Origin of the sequence: Rhizobium sp. 768_B6_N1_8 (genome assembly GCF_051811225.1) — a bacterium.
Classification (GTDB): Bacteria; Pseudomonadota; Alphaproteobacteria; order Rhizobiales; family Rhizobiaceae; genus Rhizobium.
The window spans coordinates 1,605,720-1,626,607 of the sequence record NZ_JBPWPV010000002.1; the positions used below are offsets into that span (position 1 = coordinate 1,605,720).

The 20,888-nt window shown below is 59.4% G+C and carries 19 protein-coding genes and 1 pseudogene; 10 read left to right on the forward strand and 10 right to left on the reverse strand.

Going from position 1 to position 20,888, the window contains the following annotated elements; translation table 11 throughout:
- Window positions 1-60 precede the first annotated feature (60 nt).
- The 6 genes from AB8B33_RS31625 to AB8B33_RS31650 form a co-directional block, all read right to left on the reverse strand.
- A complete protein-coding gene (locus tag AB8B33_RS31625; protein ID WP_310381389.1) occupies window positions 61-906 on the reverse strand; it encodes a carbohydrate ABC transporter permease in 846 nt (281 codons plus the stop codon).
- A gap of 6 nt (window positions 907-912) precedes the next feature.
- Window positions 913-1,851 carry a carbohydrate ABC transporter permease gene (locus AB8B33_RS31630; RefSeq protein WP_310381387.1) on the reverse strand — a complete coding sequence of 313 codons (939 nt, stop codon included), beginning with the start codon at window positions 1,849-1,851 and terminating at the stop codon, window positions 913-915.
- Window positions 1,852-1,948: 97 nt separating this feature from the next.
- Window positions 1,949-3,202 carry an ABC transporter substrate-binding protein gene (locus tag AB8B33_RS31635; RefSeq protein ID WP_439018391.1) on the reverse strand — a complete coding sequence of 418 codons (1,254 nt, stop codon included), beginning with the start codon at window positions 3,200-3,202 and terminating at the stop codon, window positions 1,949-1,951.
- 536 nt (window positions 3,203-3,738) lie between these two features.
- Entirely contained in the window at window positions 3,739-4,884 is a 1,146-nt protein-coding gene (locus AB8B33_RS31640; protein ID WP_439018392.1) for an ABC transporter ATP-binding protein, read from the reverse strand.
- A gap of 131 nt (window positions 4,885-5,015) precedes the next feature.
- Entirely contained in the window at window positions 5,016-5,954 is a 939-nt protein-coding gene (locus tag AB8B33_RS31645; RefSeq protein ID WP_439018393.1) for a PfkB family carbohydrate kinase, read from the reverse strand.
- Window positions 5,955-5,957: 3 nt separating this feature from the next.
- Window positions 5,958-6,758 carry an aldolase gene (locus AB8B33_RS31650; protein ID WP_439018394.1) on the reverse strand — a complete coding sequence of 267 codons (801 nt, stop codon included), beginning with the start codon at window positions 6,756-6,758 and terminating at the stop codon, window positions 5,958-5,960.
- Window positions 6,759-6,990: 232 nt separating this feature from the next.
- Between AB8B33_RS31650 and AB8B33_RS31655 the strand changes: the two genes are divergently transcribed.
- Complete coding sequence (locus AB8B33_RS31655) at window positions 6,991-7,752, forward strand: DeoR/GlpR family DNA-binding transcription regulator (RefSeq protein WP_037097941.1); 762 nt, start codon at window positions 6,991-6,993, stop codon at window positions 7,750-7,752.
- A gap of 156 nt (window positions 7,753-7,908) precedes the next feature.
- Window positions 7,909-8,943, forward strand: a complete 1,035-nt coding sequence (locus AB8B33_RS31660) for a LacI family DNA-binding transcriptional regulator (RefSeq protein ID WP_439018395.1) — start codon at window positions 7,909-7,911, stop codon at window positions 8,941-8,943.
- On the opposite strand, the gene AB8B33_RS31665 is transcribed toward AB8B33_RS31660, so the two are convergent.
- Entirely contained in the window at window positions 8,931-9,884 is a 954-nt protein-coding gene (locus AB8B33_RS31665) for an alpha/beta hydrolase (RefSeq protein WP_439018396.1), read from the reverse strand. The genes AB8B33_RS31660 and AB8B33_RS31665 overlap by 13 nt on opposite strands.
- Window positions 9,885-9,893: 9 nt before the next feature.
- Window positions 9,894-11,042, reverse strand: coding sequence for a Gfo/Idh/MocA family protein (locus AB8B33_RS31670; RefSeq protein ID WP_439018397.1), 1,149 nt, complete (start codon window positions 11,040-11,042; stop codon window positions 9,894-9,896).
- 253 nt (window positions 11,043-11,295) lie between these two features.
- Here AB8B33_RS31670 and AB8B33_RS31675 point away from each other — a divergent pair, with 253 nt between their 5' ends.
- The 6 genes from AB8B33_RS31675 to AB8B33_RS31700 are packed head-to-tail and all read left to right on the forward strand — an operon-like array spanning window position 11,296 to window position 16,515.
- On the forward strand, window positions 11,296-12,117 hold the full coding sequence (locus AB8B33_RS31675; protein ID WP_439018398.1) for a sugar phosphate isomerase/epimerase family protein: 822 nt from the start codon (window positions 11,296-11,298) through the stop codon (window positions 12,115-12,117).
- Window positions 12,118-12,127: 10 nt separating this feature from the next.
- Window positions 12,128-13,204: a Gfo/Idh/MocA family protein gene (locus tag AB8B33_RS31680; RefSeq protein ID WP_310381360.1), complete on the forward strand. Its 1,077-nt coding sequence runs from the start codon at window positions 12,128-12,130 to the stop codon at window positions 13,202-13,204.
- Complete coding sequence (locus AB8B33_RS31685) at window positions 13,204-14,025, forward strand: sugar phosphate isomerase/epimerase family protein (RefSeq protein ID WP_439018399.1); 822 nt, start codon at window positions 13,204-13,206, stop codon at window positions 14,023-14,025. Before AB8B33_RS31680 ends, AB8B33_RS31685 begins: the two co-directional genes overlap by 1 nt.
- On the forward strand, window positions 14,022-14,855 hold the full coding sequence (locus AB8B33_RS31690) for an alpha/beta fold hydrolase (RefSeq protein WP_439018400.1): 834 nt from the start codon (window positions 14,022-14,024) through the stop codon (window positions 14,853-14,855). The genes AB8B33_RS31685 and AB8B33_RS31690 overlap by 4 nt, the downstream gene beginning before the upstream one ends.
- A complete protein-coding gene (locus AB8B33_RS31695; protein WP_439018401.1) occupies window positions 14,852-15,571 on the forward strand; it encodes a ribulose-phosphate 3-epimerase in 720 nt (239 codons plus the stop codon). The genes AB8B33_RS31690 and AB8B33_RS31695 overlap by 4 nt, the downstream gene beginning before the upstream one ends.
- A complete protein-coding gene (locus AB8B33_RS31700; RefSeq protein ID WP_439018402.1) occupies window positions 15,571-16,515 on the forward strand; it encodes an ROK family protein in 945 nt (314 codons plus the stop codon). Before AB8B33_RS31695 ends, AB8B33_RS31700 begins: the two co-directional genes overlap by 1 nt.
- 241 nt (window positions 16,516-16,756) lie before the next feature.
- Here AB8B33_RS31700 and AB8B33_RS31705 read toward each other — a convergent pair.
- Window positions 16,757-16,866, reverse strand: a pseudogene (locus AB8B33_RS31705) (SAM-dependent methyltransferase); the annotation flags it as partial.
- Window positions 16,867-17,521: 655 nt separating this feature from the next.
- The gene (locus AB8B33_RS31710) at window positions 17,522-18,007 is read right to left on the reverse strand and encodes a GFA family protein (RefSeq protein ID WP_113320724.1); all 486 of its coding nucleotides are present in this window, start codon (window positions 18,005-18,007) and stop codon (window positions 17,522-17,524) included.
- A 326-nt stretch (window positions 18,008-18,333) separates the two neighbouring features.
- Here AB8B33_RS31710 and AB8B33_RS31715 point away from each other — a divergent pair, with 326 nt between their 5' ends.
- Window positions 18,334-19,512, forward strand: coding sequence for an acyl-CoA dehydrogenase family protein (locus AB8B33_RS31715; RefSeq protein ID WP_113320843.1), 1,179 nt, complete (start codon window positions 18,334-18,336; stop codon window positions 19,510-19,512).
- 11 nt (window positions 19,513-19,523) lie between these two features.
- The gene (locus AB8B33_RS31720; RefSeq protein ID WP_439018403.1) at window positions 19,524-20,882 is read left to right on the forward strand and encodes an LLM class flavin-dependent oxidoreductase; all 1,359 of its coding nucleotides are present in this window, start codon (window positions 19,524-19,526) and stop codon (window positions 20,880-20,882) included.
- The last annotated feature ends 6 nt before the right edge of the window (window positions 20,883-20,888 follow it).

A 20,888-nucleotide genomic window follows, 5' to 3' on the forward strand; every position in this document is an offset into this window, starting at 1 on the left:
AGACAAAGGACGAACGGAGGATCGACAATTCGACATTGATGAAGCGAGATTCTCGCCTACTCAGCTCTTCACCGACCCGGCTGCCATGCCCGCTAGGAAGTAGCGTTGAGCAATCAGATACAGGACCAAAAGCGGGAGCGATCCCAGCACGCTCATCGCCATCATCTCGTTCCATTCGAAGGCATGTTGCCCCATAAGCAATTCGATACCGATCGGAACAGTCCGCATGTCCATCGACTTCGTCAAAGTCAGGGCAAAGAGGAATTCGTTCCATGCCAGCAGAAAGGTATAGACCGCCGTCGCGACAATGCCGGGTACAGACAGCGGGATGATCACACGCCATAGCGCCGTCCAGCTCGACCCGCCGTCGACAAGCACTGCCTCGTCGAGTTCCTTTGGCAGGGTATTGAGATAGCCCGTCATGAGAAGGATCGCATAAGGCAGGGTAAAGACCATGTAGGTCAAAATCAGCGCAAAATAGGTGTTGAAAATACCGAAGGCGACGACCATGCCGAAATAGGGGATCAAAAGCGTGATCGGCGGCACGGTCTGCGTGCTGATGATGAACACGTTCAGCGTTTTCTTGAGCCGGAATGAATACCGGCTGAAAGCATAGGCCGTCAGGATGGCGATCAGCACCGTCAGAACCGTTACCACTCCAGCGACGAGATAGCTGTTGATAAAGAAGCGAACCTTCGTTGGGTCGTTGAAGATCGAAAGATAGGCGACACTGGTGAATTGGTCGGGCAGCAGCCGCGGCGGCAGGGCAAAGATCTCGGTATTTGATTTCAAGGACGTGAAGAACATCCACAGGATCGGAAAACCCGCGAAGACTAGCCCGACCGCCAGCCCGAGATATGTCAGGAGGGTTGGCACTATGGTGCGACTGAGAGAGCGTTTTGCCATTGCCGGTCACCTGGCCTTCTGATGTTTGATGTAGAAATATGTGGCGCCCATCGAGATGATCAGAATGAAGATTGCGCTCGCCGACGCGCGCGAAAATTCATAACTCGAAAAAGCGAGTTTGTAGGTGTAGGTGCTGAGCACCTCGGTCGCGTAGATCGGACCGCCTCCCGTCGTCATCCACACGAGGGGAAAGACCTGCATCGTCCAGATGAAATCAAGCAAGGCGATGCTGATGATGATCGGCATCAATTGCGGGATCGTGATGTAGCGGAATTTCTGGAACTCATTGGCCCCGTCAATGCCGGCAGCCTCGTAGAGATCCTTGGGGATGCCCTGAAGGCCAGCGAGAAGGCTGACCATATAGAGCGGGTATCCCGCCCAGATATTCGCAAAGGTCAGCGCATGCAGCGCGGTTCTCGTTGAAGAAAACCACTCGACCTTGAAGTCAATGATATGGAGCGTCATCAGAATGCTGTTGACGACGCCATTGGGGTCCAGGAGCAGCCGCCAGATGATCGCTATGATCACCGCCGTGAAGAGCCAGGGCAAAATGTAGAGAACCCGCAGAATGCTTCTGATCAACGGATCGACACGCTGGCTGTTGAGCAAAAGGGCGAAGGCCAGACCGATCAGAAGATGGAAGATGACGCTCATTATCGTGAAGTAGAGTGTCTGTCCGACCGACTGCCAGAAAACCGGATCTTTGAAGATCGTCACATAGTTCTGCAAACCGACGAAGGACGCGTCCTTCTTCGTGATCGCACCGTCCATCAGCGAATAGCGCAGGACAGTGAGCATGGGAAACAGCATCAGCAGGCAGAAAAGAAACGTCGCGGGTGCGACGTATAGATAGGGTAAAAGCCTCTTTCGCGTCTTGTAGGAAAGAATGCCGGGCCTTCGAACTTTAACACGCGTCCGGATCGATGTTTCTGTGGCGAGGCTCATGAGAGGTAATTTCTCCCTGGTCGTAACGCATTGCTTCGTCGCGGTGTAGCGGCAGCGTGATCGAAGTCTATCACGCTGCCGCTACCGTCTTGGGAGACTACTTGGCGAATTCGGCCAACCATTGCTTCTGCGTATTGGCGGCTGCCTCCTTTGCGCCTTGCTGACCGTCGAACATCTTTTGAACTTCGACGTTCATCTGGCGCATGAGATCTTCGGCCACCGGCAGTCCGACGAATTCGTTGGCGAGCTTCCCGCTCTGGAAGATTTTGAAGGCTTCTTCAAACAGCGGGTCTGACCTGGAGAAATCGGGTTTGGCGTGGATATTGCCCGGGAAGGCATTGGCGATCGACACGAGGCGGCTGTTCACCTCCGGGCTCATCAAATATTCGACGAGCTTCCAGGCTTCCGCCTTGTGCTCGCTTTTGTCGCTGATGCCGATACCCCAGGAAGCATAGGGCAGCCCGCGCTTGCCGGTGTAGCCGTCGACGGCTGGAAGGGCGGAGATGCCGAACTTGAGATTGGGATTTCGCTGGCGAATGAGATTGATGTGCGCCAACGAGTCGATCATCATGCCGACACGCCCGTTGACGAACTCTTCGACCTTGTCCTGTTCCTTCTTGGCAAAAATACCGGGCGAGATGACGCCGGCGTCCTGCAGCGACTTGATGTATTCAAGCGTGCCGACGACGGAGGCGTTTTCCAGATCGGGCTTGCCATCCTTCAACATGGATGCTCCGGATGCCCAGACCCAGGACATCACGTCATTCTGGATGCCGCCGGGATTTTGCAGCGAAAGCGGTAGCACCCAACCGTATTGATTCTTGTCCGCATTGGTCATCTTCTTCGCGGCAGCGGCGAATTCGCTACGGTTTGTCGGCATCTTTTCGACGCCGGCCGCCTTTGCCAGATCGAGGTTGACAAAGACCGGGTAGACGAACGAGGCAAGCGGGAACATGACGCTTTGCCCGTTGACCTTGATAATATCGGCGATCTGGCTCTGATCATATTTGGCATCAGCCATCAGGCTTTCCATCGAGGCGATCGCGCCCTGCTTTGCCAGGCCGTTGACCCATGCGCCGTCGAGGCCGACGACATCGCTGAGTGTCCCGGACGCTGCGCCCACAACGATCTGATCATGGGTGGCGGAATAAGGACCGCTGACGAGCGTCACCTTGATGCCGGGGTTTTTGGCTTCAAAGTCGTCCATGATGCTGCGCAGAGCGCCGGCGGGCATTTCTGGTTCCCACCATTGGATGAACTCGAGATTGGTCTGAGCAAAGGCGCAGGTGGCGCATAGTGCCCAGGCGGCCACAGCCGACTGAGCCGCCATGATATATCTTCTGACGTTCATGTTTCCCTCCCTAGGAATGATATTTTTGCTCGATCCTCCCGATCGAGACCAAAGTAGGTTCCTTTAGGCATCTGGCTGTCAATGAAGAACTGCGATCGGAAAAAGCAAGAAGGCTCCAGGAGCGATAAAAATGACATTAAGCTGTTGATTTTTGTGCGCTTTTCCTTCGGATTTCGAGGTGTTTTTTTCCTTCTGTCATATTGCTCGTGTCGCATTTTTTCTTTACTTTCGTAAACAAATGAAAGCCGCGTCGCCCAAAGGAAAACAAATGAAAGGCTTGGCGATCTGGGAAAAGCAGGGTTCGGCAGGGTCGTTTGCGGCCCGCATCACAGTTTAAAGTAGCTCTCAGGTGCCAGGCGCCAAAAGAACCTGACCTGTGGCTGCAAAGTTGGAGGGTTACGAGACGGGCGTGGCCTGCGCTCTCGATACGCAACGCGCAAAGCCGGCCGGCGAAGATCGGCGAAGACTTGTCAACGATGAAGCAAGCAGGCGCTCTTGCGAGCACCCTTCAACCAGTTCCGCCACCGCGGATCCTGCTAGATTGCCAGATGCGTCTGGGGATCGAAGAAGTGCAGTTTGGCTACATCGATCGCCAGGTTGGTCATTACGCCGGGCTGGACTGTGCTGGCGGCTTCGAACTTCGCCACGGCGTTTGCCGCACCGCTCAAGTCCTCGACGGCATCGGGGTCACCGGAGTCGATCCGCACTGCTTCGATCTTGAGATGAACGATCAGCTCCGAGCCCAGTTCCTCGATCGATTTTACAAGCGCCGGGATCGTCGCGTAGCGTGATCCCGATTCAAGACCGCTGTCGTAAAGGTCTTCCGGGCGAATGCCGAAGATGATCGTCTTGCCTTCGAACGCCGTCAGACCGGGAGACTGCTCGAATGCGGCCGTCGCGACCGGTATGGAAAAGGTCGGCAGATCGATCCTGCCGTTCTGCAAGCGGCCCTCGAACAGATTCATGGACGGCGAGCCGATGAAACCCGCAACGAAGGCATTGACCGGCCGGCTATACAATGTCTTTGGCGTGTCGACCTGCTGAAGGACGCCGCCCTTCAGGACGGCAACCCGGTCGCCCATGGTCAAGGCTTCGGTCTGGTCGTGCGTCACATAGATCGTCGTCACGCCAAGCTGCCTTTGCAGGCTGACGATTTCGGCGCGCATTTGTACGCGCAGCTTGGCATCAAGGTTTGACAGGGGCTCGTCCATGAGAAAAGCTGCCGGTTCCCGCACCATGGCGCGTCCCATGGCGACCCGCTGGCGTTGGCCGCCGGAGAGCGCGGCCGGTTTGCTGTCGAGCAGCGTATGCAACTGAAGGGTCTTTGCTATTTCGTGGACCCGCTTCGTGCGCTCTTCCTTGCTCTTGCCCGCAAGTTTCATCGAGAAGGCAATATTTTCGAACACTGTCATATGCGGATAGAGCGCATAATTCTGAAAGACCATTGCTATATCCCGGTCCTTCGGCGCGAGATCCTCGACATTCTCTCCACCGATGCTCAGGGTCCCGCTGCTGATCTCCTCCAGCCCGGCGATCATGCGCAATGCCGTCGATTTTCCGCATCCCGAAGGGCCGACGAGGATGAGGAACTCGCCATCATTTATCGTCAGGCTAAGATCCTTGATCGCGTGGAATTTGGTTCCAAAGGTCTTGCAAATCTTGTCCAGTACAACAACAGCCACGGCACTTCCTCCTTAGTATCATCGCCATCCAATCCCGAAGACAGCCCCTCCCGGCGCTGTTTCAGATCGAACCGAAACCGTCATCTGCGCAGTGCTAATCCGATCGTCCAGGGCACCAGTGCGATGAACTCTCAGTCTGGCGGCGCAATCGGTCTGGGCTCGGACGCATCTTCCCTCGCCAGCCACGCGAGACAGGCGCTTTGATCCGGCAGAGCCATGCGGCCACCCGGGCCTGTCACGGAGATCGCGGCTGCGGCAGTTGCATAAACGGCGCAGTCGACAGGCTGCTTTCCCTGTGTCAGCGCAAAAGCATAAGCGCCGTGAAAGCAATCTCCGGCGCCCGTCGTGTCGACCGCTTTGACCTCGTAGGCCGGAACATGCCACAAAACGGCGTCTCCCGTCTGCCTGATATAGGATCCTCGCTCACCGTCAGTCAGAACGACTGCGGTGCGGTCGTCAGACCAAAGCTTCTGCAGGATCAACGTCGGATCGGTTTCGCAGGAATAAGTCTGCGCAAATTTCAATGGCAATACGAGATGGTTGGACAGGCTCATCAATCGTTCGGTCGCAGGCCCGATCGTCCATTCAATGTCTGCCACCACCGCCAGACCCAGCTTGCGGGCGCGCGCAACGATCGTATCGGCGTGGGTGGCATAGCCGTCGATCAACAGCACCTGGGCTTGTGCAAGAGTGCTGTCGGCCAATGCCTCGGAGGTTCCGTGCGGCACATCATCGTCATAGGCGATAAACCTGTCGCCTTCAGGTCCGACCGTGATCACCGACCGTATTGGCCTGGCATCGGGGCGGCGCGGCGCAAAGGATATATCGACCCCATGCCGTTCAAGCTCGCGGGCGCTGATATCGCTAAGAGGCCGATCACTCAGCCAACCGATGAAACCAGCCCGTCCCCCCAGCTTTGCGACAGCAACAAGGGCCGTCGCGACATTGCCGCCGTGGTCCTGGGTGCGACTCGTCACCTTTCCCTTGCCGGCACTCAGCGGTCGATCGACATATATGATATCGTCGATCGCCAGAGCCCCGAAGCCCAGAACCTGAAGGTTGTGTGTCACCCGTCAACCGCCCGCGGCAGCGAGCGCCTCTTGCGGCGCCATACCGTTGTGAATGACTAGCTTGAAGGCGCGCGCCGCCATCGTCGTATCGCCGTGTCCCCAAAGGTTTCGCCCCACCACGGCGCCCTTCGCTCCCGCCCGCAAGGCGTCGGCGGTCTGGGTCAGAGCCCCGAGCAGATTTTCCGTTTTCGGACCGCCCGCGATAACGATGGGAACCGGGCAAGTGGCGACGGTTTCTTGGAATGAACCGAAGTCCCCGGTGTATCCGACCTTGATCACGTCAACGCCTGTCTCAAACCCGATCCGCACCGCATAGGCGATTTCATCGGGAGTGAATACGATCTTGCCGCCGTTTGAATAGTCGCGGGGATAGACATGAGCAACGACCGGCATTTCAAAGCGAGCAGCGGCGTTGACAGTATCGGTAAGCCAGCGAATATATTCGCCTTCCGTATTGCCGCGCACCGGAATGGCAACGGCCAGAGCATCGGCACCGTAGCGCACCGCGTCCTCGGGGGTCGCGATCAACTGACGGATTCGATCGTCCGGCGTAAAGCAGCCGGCTTGAATGACCAGCGCCGCCTTGCCGGCATAGGCAGGCCACAAATGGCGCGCAGCCCCAGGCTGAATGCTGATATAGTCCGGCTCTCCGGCCATCACCCGCTTCAGTGCGCCCGGCAGATCCGCCAGGCCGCCCTCACGGACGTTGCCATAGCCAACGAAGTGGTCGACCGCACCACCGAACAAATGCCCCGACGGATGTGAAAACAGCCGTGACAGGCGAATTTTGGTTCCAAGGCCCATATCGATGCTGTCCCTTTACAAGTTTGATTTCGCGCCGAGACCCTAACTCGAAAATAAACGAATGTTCAATATTTCGATTTCTTTCGTTTTGATTTAAGATGACGGGAATACGGGCTAGACACGTGCCGACACCGTCTTTTCTCGTGTTTTTTTGACCACAGTGGTTGCCGTGCATTTTCGATTTTCGAAAGCTCGGTACCGTCACTTATTCGAAAGGAATTCGAGGTCACACATGCTTGCGGAACAACGGCGACATCAGATCATGCTGGAACTTCAGCGGACCGGCCAAGCGCGCACCACGCAGCTGGCGGAAAACTTCGGCGTCTCCGAGGTGACCATCAGATCCGATCTCGAAATTCTGGATGCCAAGAAGCAACTCATCAAAACGCATGGCGGCGCGATCGCATTGCCGGCCAGCTCGCCCGCGGCAGCCTTCGAAGAACGGATGAACCGCAATTTCGATGCCAAACGACGCATCGCGCAGATGGCGGCACGCCAGATCATCGACAACCAGTCCATTGTGTTCGACAGCGGCTCGACCCTGCTGCAGGTCGCCATGCAAATGCCCCCGGTCAATAACGTCGTGGTGGCCACAACCGCCATGAATATCGCGCAGCATCTGATGTATCGGCCGGGCCTGGACGTGCATATGATTGGCGGCCGGGTTTTCCCCAGCACCGTCAGCACGATCGTCTCGGATTCCGACAAGGCCGTGGGCGGTCTTGTCGCCCACCAGGCGTTCCTCAGCGCTCATGCCATCGATCACGCATTCGATGTCGTCGATGTCTCGGAAGACATTGCACGCACCAAACGCAATCTGGTCCGCATGGCGAGGCGCGTGATCCTCGTGGCGGATTCCAGCAAGTGGGATATTGGCGCCTCGTCCAAAGCATTTTCGCTTTCCCGGGTCGATCTGATCATCACCGACACCGGCATGCCGCACGGGATTCGCAGTCGGCTGGACAAGTTGGGCGTCGAAGTGCGCTATGTGTAGAGGCGGTTACGCTGCCAATTGTGCTTTATGTAACAAAAAATTTTGCGCATGCGACATTGTCGGGCTACAAACGCAGTTCGAAAGCCTTCACACTGACCGCCTTTGCGATATCGGCTGACGCAGACGAGCCCTGGCGCAGTGCAACCAGAATTGCCAATGGACAAGCTGACGATCAAAACCATGGACGATTTCGCCCGGTCCTGTGGCGTTTCTCGTCCAACGCTTTCTAGGTATTTCGATAATCCGAGCAGCGTAAAGCCGGGTACGCGCAAACGCATCGAGGAGGCGCTATCGGCATCGGACTACCGTCCTAATCTCTATGCGCGCAATCTCAATCGCAAGAGAACACGAAACATCGGCATTGTCGTGCCTGTCATCACAGATCCATTCTATGCCGAAATGGTCAACCGTCTGGAATTGCTCGTCCGTGGTGAAGGTTACTGGCCAATCGTCATTTCGTCCCATGGCTTGCCAGATCTTGAAGCCGAGGCTGTGAACACGCTTCTGTCCTTGAAGGCTGCCGGCGCGATCATCGCGCCTCTCGGTCTCTCTTCCGAGCCTGGCATCTTCGAAAAACTCCGGGAGAGCATTCCCATTGTCTATTTCGATACGTTCATCGAAGGCGACACGCCCTTCATTGGCAACAACAACGCCCAAAGCGTCGCGACAATTGTCGACTATCTCTGCCGATCGGGCGAGCCGCCTACATATTTCGACATTCCGCATGTCAATCACAATTCCGGGGAGCGGCTGGCAAGCTATATCGCCACGATGGAGTCGCTCGGTTTCGAACCGGTCGTGTTTGGCGCCACCGAGAGCTACGGCTGGGATTTCGAACGTATGGGATATGAGCAGACCGACGCAATGATCGCGGCTGGAACGCTCCCGGGCAGGACGATTCTCTGCGCGAACGATCGCCTCGCCTTCGGCGCGATGGCAGCTGCCCACTCGCGCGGCCTTCGCGTCGGCCGCAGAAGCGATAGCGATCTTCGCATCGCCGCCCATGACGACCACCCTCTCAGCCGCTATACCTGCCCGCCGTTGACGACGATGGCGCAAGACTTCACCGCCATGGCGCGCAGCAGCGTCGACACATTGCTTTCGATGCTGGACGAAGACAATGACACCACGCAGGTCGTTGCACGAAAAATCATCCTCGACGGTACATTGGTGATGCGTCAGTCGGCGTGATCGACGAGGCTGCGCCATCCGGCAACCGCTTCTTCCACCGCCCGCCGCGCCGACGCAATGTGCCGCCCCATGGAAACGAAGCCATGGATCTGGTCCTGCCAACGCCGCAGGGCTACAGGGACACCCGCCTCGGCAAGCCGGCGGGCATAGGCCTCGCCTTCGTCTGCGAGGATATCATGGCCCGCAATCGCGACGAACGCCGGTGGCACACCCGCCACATTGCCGATGCGCAGGGGAGAAACGCGCCAATCAGCGATATCAGCCGCATCGCGGATATAATGATCGCGGAACCAGCGCATCGTCGAGGCAGTCAAACCATATCCTTGCGAAAACCTGACATAGCTGTCGGTCGTCTGTCCGGCATCGGTGTTGGGATAGAGCAAAAGTTGCGCGGAGATTTTCTGGGCAACGCCATCCCGCGCGAGAAGTGACAGGACAGCGGCCAGATTGCCGCCGGCACTATCGCCGGCAACCGCGATCCGATCTGGATCGATACCGAGCGCGCTTGCCTGCCCCACAACATAGGCAAGCGCCGATATGCAGTCTTCCAGGCCCGCCGGGAACTTGTGCTCGGGCGCCAGCCGATAGTCCGGGCAAAATACGATGCAGGCACCGATATTCGCAAACCACCGGCAGATCTCGTCATGGGATTCAAGCGTGCCGACGACCCAGCCGCCGCCATGAAGGTAGAGAAGTGCCGGCGCATCCGCGTTCGGAGCGCCCACGCCTCGGTAGATCCTGAGCCAGATCGGGCCGCCCGTCCCGGCGATCGTTCTGTCCTCGATGGCCGCGACCGGCTCGCGATCGCCCTGCAATGTCGGGCAAGCCGCGTCATAGGCAGCGCGCGCCTCGTTGACTGTCCCGCGCTCAAAGGGTGGCTGGTTTACGGCGCGACCGAGCGCCAGGACATGCACGGCGCCGGGATCCAATCGATCTTTCATCGCTTCACCTCAAGCAAGCAGGCTACGGGCTTCATCTTCGCCAAGCAGCGGCGGTTGTGCGACTGCGCCCGCAATCGCAACCGCGCTCCCGGCCTCGCTGGATGCCAGGGTCGCTTCCATGATCTCGAGAACATGAAGGGCCAAATCGCCGGAGGCGCGCGGCGCCCTGCCCTCGCCAAGTGCGCGGACGAGATCGGCAACGCCGAGCATGCGATAATTGGCGCGGGCGGGAGCGCTGTACGGCCAGTTCAGGGCGCCATACAGTTCGCCCTCGCTTTCGAAATTCTTCCATTCGGCGCCGCGCTCGGAAAGCGAGACCGTTCCGCCGAACGTATCGGGATCGGGCAAGCGCAACGAACCTTCCGTGCCGTGCAGCTCGATTGGATGATTGGAGTGCCGGAAGACGTCCCACGACGCACCGAAATTCACCGTCGCGCCCGATTGAAACTCGAGAAGCGAGAGCACGTTGGTCGGCGTGCCCACTTTGAACGTCGTGTTCTTGAAGGGGCCATCAGCGGTGATCAGCCGTTCTTCCTGGCCTTTCGTCGCCATCGCCATGACGCTTTTCACCGGGCCGAGCAGATTGACCAGCATCGTCAGGTAATAGGGACCCATGTCGAACATCGGCCCACCACCGGGCTGATAATAGAATTGCGGATTGGGATGCCAATGTTCCATGCCGCGGCCGAACATGAAGGCGGTGCCGCTGACCGGGCGGCCGATCGCACCTGCATCCATCAGGCCTCGTGCACGCCGGCCGGCGGCGCCGAGGAATGTATCGGGAGCCGAACCCAACAGAAGACCGCGACCTCCGGCTTCCGCCACTAGCTTGCGGCCCTCGGCGGCCGACGTCGCGAGCGGCTTTTCGGTGAAGACGTGCTTACCCGCAGAAAGCGCCGACATCGTCACGTCGAAATGGACGGCCGGGATGGTGAGGTTCAGGACAAGGTCGACTTCTGGGTCGGCCAGGAGCGCATCGACCTCCATCGCCCGGATGCCATATTCCTTCGCCCTCAGCGCCGACATGTCGGATGAGATGTCGGCACAGGCCCTCAATTCGACTCCGGCAAACAGGGCGGCGTTACGCAGGTAGGTCATCGAGATATTGCCGCAGCCGATAACGCCGATGCCCAGCCTGGTTTCCGGATATGCTTTCATGAATTGGCCTCCCCACCAATTTCAGATGTTTAGCCCATCATCGATGGGCATCGCTGCCACGACAATCGCTATAGAAACATTTTATTTCTTGACGCGCGATAAATTTTTATAAACCATGCGGAAATAGCAATCTGACCGTCACACGCGGCTCGCCAGGGGACGTCGCCACTTCACCATCATGCCAAGAGCGCGGTCATACCGGTCCGGCGGCATATCATCGAAGGCCTAGGCAGGTCGAAGTCAAGGAATGGGCATGAGTATCAAAGAGCTGAAAGTCGGCTGCCAGACATTCACCTGGGAAATGCTCGGGAGAAACTGGAATAGCGGCCCGGACTATCTGCTGGAAGCCATTGCGGAGGGCGGGTACGCGGGCATCGAGATTACCGACACGATGATCGGCCACTACGCAGATAGTCCCGATGATTTCGCCGCGAGCCTGAAGAAACATGGCCTGACACTCGTGTCTTTTGCGATGGGCTCCAAAACCGGCTTCACCGTCAGGCAAGAGCTCGAGAACGACCTCAGGACCGCACAGCGCTGGATCGATTTCGCCGCCGCCTTTTCCGGCGCTCTCGTTTCGATCGGCTCGGCGACGGTTGTCTCCGAAGGACCACGGGAGGCGAAATTCGAAATCGCCGCTGAGTTCTACAATCGGGCCGGCGAACTGGGCAAGGCTTCCGGCGTGGATATTGCTGTGCATCCGAGCTCGCACCACAATACGCTGCTGTTCGACCGTGCCGATTATGACCGGATCTTCTCGCTTATCGATAGGAACCTCGTCGGCTGGGTGCCCGATACCGGCCATATTCTGCGCGGCCACGACAATATTCTGGATACGCTGCGAACCTATCAGGATCGTATCCGCTATCTGCACCTCAAGGACGTCGATGCAGACGGCAAATGGGCCATGCTTGGCAAAGGGGTCTGCGATACGCCCGCCGTGATCGACATCGTCGCTGCCGCGCCGCTCTTCAGTGGCTGGCTGGTCTTGGAAGAAGAATCAGACACGGCCGCCGCCGATCCCGTGGCAGCCGTCCGGGCGAACCGTGAAACGATGCGCCGCTACGGCGCCTGAGGGAGAAGTCATGATCCGTAAGGAAGACCGTCGGCTGCGTGTGGGCGTGCTCGGCTGCGGCCCGATCGCACAGTTTGCCCATCTCGAATCCTGCGTGAAGGCTGGGAATGCCGATCTTTACGCCATCTGTGACGCAGCACCCGACCTGCTTGCGCGCATGGGTGCGACATACGAACCACAGAAAATGTATGCCGATTATGACGCGATGCTTGCCGATCCCGAGCTCGAAGCCGTCATCATCGCCACGTCGGACGCCTATCACGTGCCGATGTCGGTCAAGGCGCTCGATGCGGGAAAGCATGTGCTCTGCGAAAAACCGACGGGTATGACGATCGAGGAGGGCCGGGCGCTCGCCGACGCCGTCAAGCGCTCCGGCAAAGTGCTGCAGGTCGGTCACATGAAGCGGTTCGACCCGGCGCTGGAGGCTGCCCGGGCTTTTGTCCGTGACGATATCGGCGAGATCTTCGCGCTGAAAGCCTGGTACTGCGACTCCACCCACCGCTACACCAATACCGACGCGGTCCAGCCTCTGCCGATCACCAGCAAATTTGCCAGAAAACCCTCCGGAAATCCCAAGGCTGACCTGCGCCAGTATTTCATGCTGGCGCATGGCTCGCATCTCGTCGATACCGCCCGTTTCCTGTGTGGCGAGATCGTCGCGGTGCGAGCCCGCCTTCTCGAGCGTGCCGGCGCCTATTGCTGGTTCGTGGAGACCGAATTCGCCAATGGCGCGCTCGGTCATCTCGATCTGACGGTCGCGGTCCGCATGGACTGGCATGAGGGCTTCCAGCTCTATGGCGAAAACGGCTCGGTGATCGCCAAAACCTTCAATCCATGGTACCTCAGGGCGAGTGAAGTCGAGATCTTCCATGAAAAGGACGCGACGACCCGCAAGCCGCTGGGAGCCGACGGGCACTTCTTTCGCCGGCAACTGGAAGGGCTTGCCGATACCGTGCTGAACGGCGCGCCGATGCGCGGCGCTGATATAGAGGATGGCATTGCCTCCATCCGCGCCATGGTCGCCATCGCCCGCTCGGTCGAAACGGGCGAACGCGTCGCACTCGCAACCGTCACGGGATCGGTCTGATGCTGCTTGGCATCTTTGCAAAGACCTTCCCCGGCACCGATCCACAGCACGTGCTCTCGGCCGTGCGTAACAGCGGATTTGCGACGACGCAGTTCAATCTCGCCTGCGTCGGCCTGCCGTCGATGCCGGATGCAGTGGCGCCGGAAACGATTACCGCGATACGGGCGGCATCTGAAGAGACCGGCGTTTCGCTCGCAGCACTATCGGGCACCTATAACATGGCCCATCCGGACAAATCCGTGCGGGAAATGGGGCTCAAACAGCTTGGGGTGGTGATCGAAACGGCAGCGGCCTTGCAGATTCCGCTGGTGACGCTCTGCACCGGCAGCCGCCATGCCCAAGACCCATGGATGCATCATCCTGACAATGCGCTTCCGTCCGCCTGGGCCGAAATGGCGGCCGAAATGGAAAAGGCACTGGAACTTGCCGAGCGGTACGACATCGATCTCGGCATTGAGCCGGAACAAGCAAACATCGTCACCTCTGCCGCCGATGCGGTGCGGCTGATCCGAGAGATGGGTTCGAAGCGCCTGCGCATCGTGCTCGACCCGGCAAACCTCTTCGAGAAGGCGACACCAGCCGAAGTGTCCGAGATCATCGCCAGGGCGATCGAACTCTCGGCCGGGCATGTGACGATGGCCCATGCAAAGGATCGCCATGCCGACGGCCGCTTCGCGACGGCAGGTCAGGGTATCGTCGATTTCCCCGCCTTCATCGACGGCCTACGCGCGACCGGTTTCAGCGGTGCGCTCGTCACGCACGGCCTTGCGGCGGAGCAGGCACCCGCCGTCGCCAGATTTCTTTCGGATCTGATCCGATGAAGGTGCAGATCACCCTCAGGCGAGACGATGCCGACCTTTCCATCCAAGACTTCGGGACCGGCAAAGCCTTGCTCTTTCAACACGGGCTCGGAGGAAATGAAGCGCAGGTCGCGCAGGTTCTCCCCGAGGGGCCCGACTGGCGGCGGATTACAACCGAGTGCCGCGGACATGGCAGTTCGACGCTCGGAACGCAGCGCCCCTTCTCGATTGCGATGTTTGCAGCCGACGTCATCGCCGCGGCGGACGAAAAGGGAATAGACCAGTTCATCGCCGGCGGTATCTCTATGGGCGCAGCCATCGCGCTGCATCTGGCAAAAACACACCCCGAGCGGGTCATGGGTCTCATCCTGGTCCGCCCGGCCTGGTCCTTTGCCCGCGCGCCCGACAACCTCGCGCCGATCCGCGAGATCGCGGCTTTGCTTCGATCTCATCCACTTGCCGAAGGCGAGGCGCTTTTTGCCAAGTCGGCGACAGCGGAACGTCTGCGGGTGGAAGCGCCGGACAATCTTGCTTCCCTGCTCAGCTATTTCGAGCGCCCGGATGCGTTAGCCTTTGCCGACGTGCTTGATGACATCGCCTCGGATGGCACCGGCGTTTCGCGAGAAGACGCGGCACAGCTTGCTATTCCCGCCCTCGTCCTCGGCAATCAGCAGGATGCCATTCACCCTCTCGCAGTCGCACGGTTGACGGCTGACACGCTTCCCAATGCGGATTTCTTCGAAATGCCGGCGAAGGCGGCAGATGCCGAAGCGCATTTCGCCGCGGTCCGAACGGTTATCCTGCAATTCCTTGATACAGAATTCAAACATCGGAGCGTCGCTCAGGCATGACATCGAAATCCCTCTCGGGCGGCGCCATCGCCGCATTGCCCCGCCATAGGCTGCTCGGCGAGTTTTCACTCTGGTCCGCAGATCTTGCAAATATGGAACGCGACCTTCACCGCATCGAACCCTATGTCGATCTCCACCATATCGACGTTGCCGACGCGCGCTTCACACCCGGCTTCCTGTTCTTTCCCGATTTCGTCGCCCGCATCGCCAAGCTGACGGCAAAACCGATCCATGTGCATCTAATGGTCGAGGCCGAGATTGTCGAGGAGCAGACACGCCAGTTCATCGAAGCGGGCGCCGATCTCGTCAGCGTTCATGCCGAGAACGGTGAAGCTAGCCTGCGCGCAGTGGCCCTCGCAAAGGAGCTTGGGGCCGAAGCCGGCGTCGTCCTGCGGCTGGAAACTCCGGTCGCCGAGGCAGAACCGTTCCTCGCCGAGGTCGCTTTCTTCACGCTGCTCGGGACCTCGATCGGCGTCAAGGGACAAAACCTTTCGGACAAAGCCTGCGACCGGCTTCGCGAAGCGCGCTCGCTGATGAAGCGTGCCGGACGTGAAAAGGAGATCGTTCTTGCGGCGGACGGCGGCATCCGCGAACAGACCGTTCCGCTGTTGCGGGCAGCAGGTGCCGAGACGGTCGTGCTCGGATCGCTGGCGTTCGGCGACACGAATCTGCCGGAGCGTATCGCCTGGCTGCATGCTCTGGAGACCCGGCCCTGATGAGCAGAATTGCGCTTGCATTCGATCTGGGTGGAACGGAGTTGCGCGCTGCACTGGTTGGCGACGGCGGCAAATTGCTGGCTTTCGCATCCGTGCCGACGCGCGCCAGGGATGGACCGGATGCCGTTATCGAGCAGATCACAATGCTTGCCGATAAAACCTGCTCGCAACGTCCCGACGCCAGGCCGCTCGGTATCGGCATCGGAGCGCCCGGCCCGCTCGATCCGGTCGCGGGCATCCTTACAGCACCGCCGACGCTCTCGGGCTGGCGTGAAGTCCCCCTCGCGCGCCTTCTTCAGGACCGCTTGAACCTGCCTGTCCGGTTGGAGAACGATGCGAACGCCGCCGCTCTCGGCGAATGGCGTTTCGGCGCCGGCCGCGGCGCGGCCTCGCTGGTGTTCGTCACCGTGTCCACCGGCATCGGCGGCGGGGTGATCTCCGACGGCCGGATCGTGCATGGGCGCCGCGGGCTCGCAGGCGAAATCGGCCATATGACCATCACGAGCGAGAGCGAACGATGCCTTTGCGGGGCGGTGGGCTGCTTCGAGGCGGTGGCGTCGGGCACGGCACTCGGCCGGCGTGCGACGGCTCTGACAAAACCGGGCGACGGTTCGGCGCTGCGAACGCTGTCCCACGACGGCGAGGTGACGGGCCGACACGTTGTCGAGGCTGCGCGCGGGGGTGACGAAGCAGCCCTTGCGCTAATTGACAGGGAAGCCCGCTGGCTCGGCATCGGCTTTACCAATCTGCTCCATCTCTACTCGCCCGACATGATCGTCATGGGCGGTGGAATTTCCCACGGCTACGATCTCCTTCGCAAACCGATCGAGGGAACCATTCAGGAGCGGGCGATGCCTGCCTATCGCGATGTGCCGGTCGTGCCGGCACAACTCGGAAGGCATGCCGGCTTGATCGGTGCCGCAAGCCTGATCTTTCTCAATTGAGAGGTTCCGAAATCTACTGTTTCCGTTACCCTCCAGGACGATAGCCGAGAGTTGACTTAGACTGTGGTAAACGCAGCGCAAGCTGCGACAGCACGCCTTCCTTAACAATTCGCTGCCATCGACGTGCTCGCTGTCGTTTGGCAGTTAACTGCTAGACTTCGGTCTGAACGATATCAAATAGTTGTATCGGCATATGAATTGAGAATAAGCATTTAACTTGAGAGTCACGTGCGAGTTTGGCGAGCTCGATGCCAGCCCTGATCGCTGCTGTCTTGCGCATGCAAACAGTGCATCGACCACGAGTTCAGGCGACACTACGCCAGTATGGGCGTCCTCAACAATTGTTTCCATGGTATCCTCCAGAGCCTCGACCGATCTTGCTGGCAGCGTCAGCCACAGAAATTATGCGTATATCCGCATATTCTACAATACGCACCCACTAACCCTATCGGGTGATCGCGCCGAGCTGCTCTGCCGGTCACCTCCGACGTTATTCGAGTTGCTCTTTCTCGCCTGCAGACTGCAAATCGAGCATCGGGAATTCGCGTCAGACGAGAGGGTGAGGAAGGGCCGGAGCTTCAGCGTCAGCGTTGCGCAGCAGAAGCAGGAGCGACTGCCCAACGACCTCGTGTTCCGCTTCCGGATCGGACCCGCCACACGTCGCCATTGTCGCAACAGACGACCGGCCATCTTCAGCGCAACTGGAAGAGCGCCGCTGAACATCGATACCGCGAACCGCCGCCATGTTCACTTGACGCGAAATAGCCTTGTCGAATGCCGCAAAAATCGGTCCCATTCTGTGCCGGGCGCACGTGAAGGCGACGCTATCTTGTCGTCAGATGTTGCAAATCAACCAGACGGCTGCCGTTTTAGGCCCTCAATGTCGGCGTTGAAGTGGCGCGTGCTGGGGAAGAGTTTCGCCGTCGTCGCGAAAGAAGTGCGTGAAGTTGCACAGCGCTCGGCGGTGGTCGCGTCACACTATTATTCGCTCACACTAAACCGGGCGCTAGAGAGTCGGAGGCCAGATATCCGTTTCATGGTCTGGATGCTGATGGTTGGTGCTCGTGATCCGGTGCAGCATCTGAGGGTTGTCGGCGTAAGTCGGTCGGTCGCCGGGTACCTGTACGAGCCCAGAATACCAAGATACACGACTCTCGTTACCGTACTGATTTTCGGGCGGCGCACGGTTAGGCTCGTCGAGCGTACCGACGAGAACACCGATGTCCTCGCCATCAGGATAGTCGAATGTCAGCGGGGTGCCGCAGTCGCAGCAGTATCCGCGGCGCCCGACATCCGAACTGCGGAAATAGCTGACTGCGCCACGTGTCACGCGAAATGCCGTCTTCATTACGGGGCAGATGATCGCGAAGGGGCCGCCTACTGCCTTCTGGCACATTCGGCAGTGACAAATGTGAACGTTCTGTGGTTGCTGATCGAGCGAATATCGGACGGCACCACATTGGCAGCCTCCCGTCAGAACGATGGTTTGCATAATGTCCTCCACTAACTAAGTTTCGGAAATAGGCGACGTCCAGGACTCCTGCGGACACACGCGTCAAAGTCGGTCCTTGCGAGATAGTCTCCCGCGAAGAAGGTCCACGTCAACTGCGATGACGGGTGGCGCTCATCAGTTAGGCGACTGAGCCGTATCAGGACCCGAAGCAGGCCGAGACTCGTAATCCGACTATGCGCTGGTTCCGGAAAGAATTTCTTTCCCGAACCCCAAATTCATTTGTCTGGACTTGCCCCGAGCATCGGTCGACGGTCGGCGCCATAGACGCCGCCAGAACTCCTGGCGCCATGATGCGCAGAGGCGATATGTCGTTCGAATTTGACGTTGATGATCCGCTCCTAGCAAAGGCTGCCGAGTTGCGGGCGGCGTTCCACCGGGATGCGGTCGATCGGGACAAGCAAGGGGGAAGACCTGTTGAGCAGATCAGGCTCCTGAAGGAAAGCGGCCTGCCGTCGGCGCAAATCGCGAAAGCCTATGGTGGGCAGGGGGCTCCCTGGCTGACGATCCTTCGCATCGTGCGGGAATTCGCCAAGACCGACGGATCGCTCGCACACCTCTTCGGTTACCATCATCTGCCACTGAACCTCATCCTCTTTCGGGGTTCAAATCCCCAGAGGGATAGGTGGCTGAGTGGATCGGCTGCCGGCAACTGGGTCTGGAGCAATTCCGGCAATGCCATGTCGAAGACCTCGACAGGCGAAAAGACCAAAGGCGGCTGGATGATCAACGGCAGCCGTCCCTTTTCCTCGGGCTCGCACATTGCCGACTATATCCAGATATCCTGGGAAAATTCGGCCGGTGAACGCCTCACCGCGGCGGTCCCCGCAGATCGTCAGGGAATCGTGATTGCGGATGACTGGGACGGGATCGGGCAGAGGCAAACCGGCAGCGGCACCGTCCATTTCCGCGACCTCCAGATCGGCGACGATGAGGTCATCAGTGCCCCTTCCGTGCCACTGACGCCTTACGCGTCCCTCACCTCGCTTCTTCAGCAGAGCGTCCTTCTCAACGTGTTCGTCGGCAGCGCCCAGGGCATCCTGGAAGAGGGCCGCGACTACACCGTAACGGCATCCCGATCGTGGATTTATTCCGGTGTGGAACGACACATCGACGACCCATGGATCAAACGCCAGTATGGCGAACTCTATATCCGCACGCTTGCGGCCGCAGAACTTGCCGACAAGGCTGCCCGCAGCCTAGATGCCGCCTATGCGCAAGGACCATCCCTGAGCCACGCCGATCGTGGTGCTGCCGCCATCGATATCGCCACGGCCAATCTTTATGCGGGCGAGGTCGGCCTTGCCGTGTCGAGCGAGGTCTTCGAGGTCATGGGCGCGCGTTCCGCCACGCAGGCCAACGGCTTCGACCGTTTCTGGCGCAATGTGCGGACCCACACGCTGCACAATCCTGCCGAATACAAGAAGCGCACGGTCGGCGCCTTTCTGCTGACGGGCGAGTTCCCCGTGCCGGCCATCTACCGCTGAAAGGATATTCCATGGCAAGACGCAAGGACCAGATCAAGCTCGGTGCCTTCCTGCTCTTCACCGGCCACCATGTCGCCGCCTGGCGCCATCCGCAGGCCTCTGTCGGCACGGAATTCGAAAATTATCTCGAACTTGCACGCCTTGCCGAGGCTGCGAAATTCGATGCCATCTTCTTTGCCGATGGCGTGGCAGCACGGTTGAAAGACGTCGAAGCGGCAAGCCGCAAGGCCCATAGTGGCATTTATCCGTTCGAACCGATCACGTTGCTTTCCGCGCTTTCCTCCGTCACCCGCAATATCGGCCTGATCGCCACCGCCTCGACGAGCTTTTCCGATCCGTTCAATCTGGCACGGCAGTTTGCGTCCCTCGACCGGTTGAGCGGCGGGCGGGCCGGCTGGAACCTCGTCACATCTTCCGATCCGGACGCCGCCTATAATTTCGGGCATGACGCGCAGATCCTGCATGCCGACCGTTACGAGCGCGCCGAGGAATTCGCCGATGTCGTCCTCGGCCTCTGGGACAGCTTTGAAGACGACGCCTTCATTCGCGACAGGCAATCGGGACGCTATTTCGATCCTCATAAGCTCCACAGGCTCGATCACAGTGGCAAGCACTTCAAGGTGCGCGGCCCCCTCAACATCCCGCGCTCACCGCAGGGGCGGCCAGTCCTCGTTCAGGCGGGAGCCTCCGAGCCCGGCAAGGAGCTTGCCGCGCGTACCGCGGAAGCCATATTCGCCGCCCAGATCACCCTTGAGGAAGCGGTCGCTTTCTACGCCGATGTCAAAGGCCGGCTTGCCAAATTCGGCCGTTCACATGACGATCTGAAAATCCTGCCGGGCATTTTCCCTGTTGTCGGCAGAACAGAATCCGAAGCGCAGGAAAAGTTCGAATCCCTGCAGGCGCTCATTCAGCCCGAAGTCGGACTGAACCTGATCTCCCAGCTCTCCGGTGTCGATCTATCCGCCTATCCGCTCGATGGGCTGGTGCCCGACGATCCGCCGGCCACCAATGCCGGTAAAAGCCGACAGGCTCTCGTCCTTGATCTCGCCCGACGCGAAAATCTGACGATCCGCCAGCTCTATCTGCGCATCGCCGGCGCCCGCGGCCACTGGCAGGTGGTCGGCACGCCGGTCCAGATCGCCGATGTGCTCGAAGAGCGTTTCGAAAATTACGGGGCCGACGGCTTCAACATCATGGCGCCGCTGATGCCGGGCGGGCTTGCCGACTTCATCGAGCTCGTCGTTCCGGAGCTGCGCCGCCGAGGCCTCTTTCGCACTGAATACGAAGGCGCGACGCTGCGCGAGAATCTGGGTCTCAAGCGCCCGGCAAACCGCTTCGCAGATGCCGGCAATGCTGCGGCGGCCGAATAGCGAGAA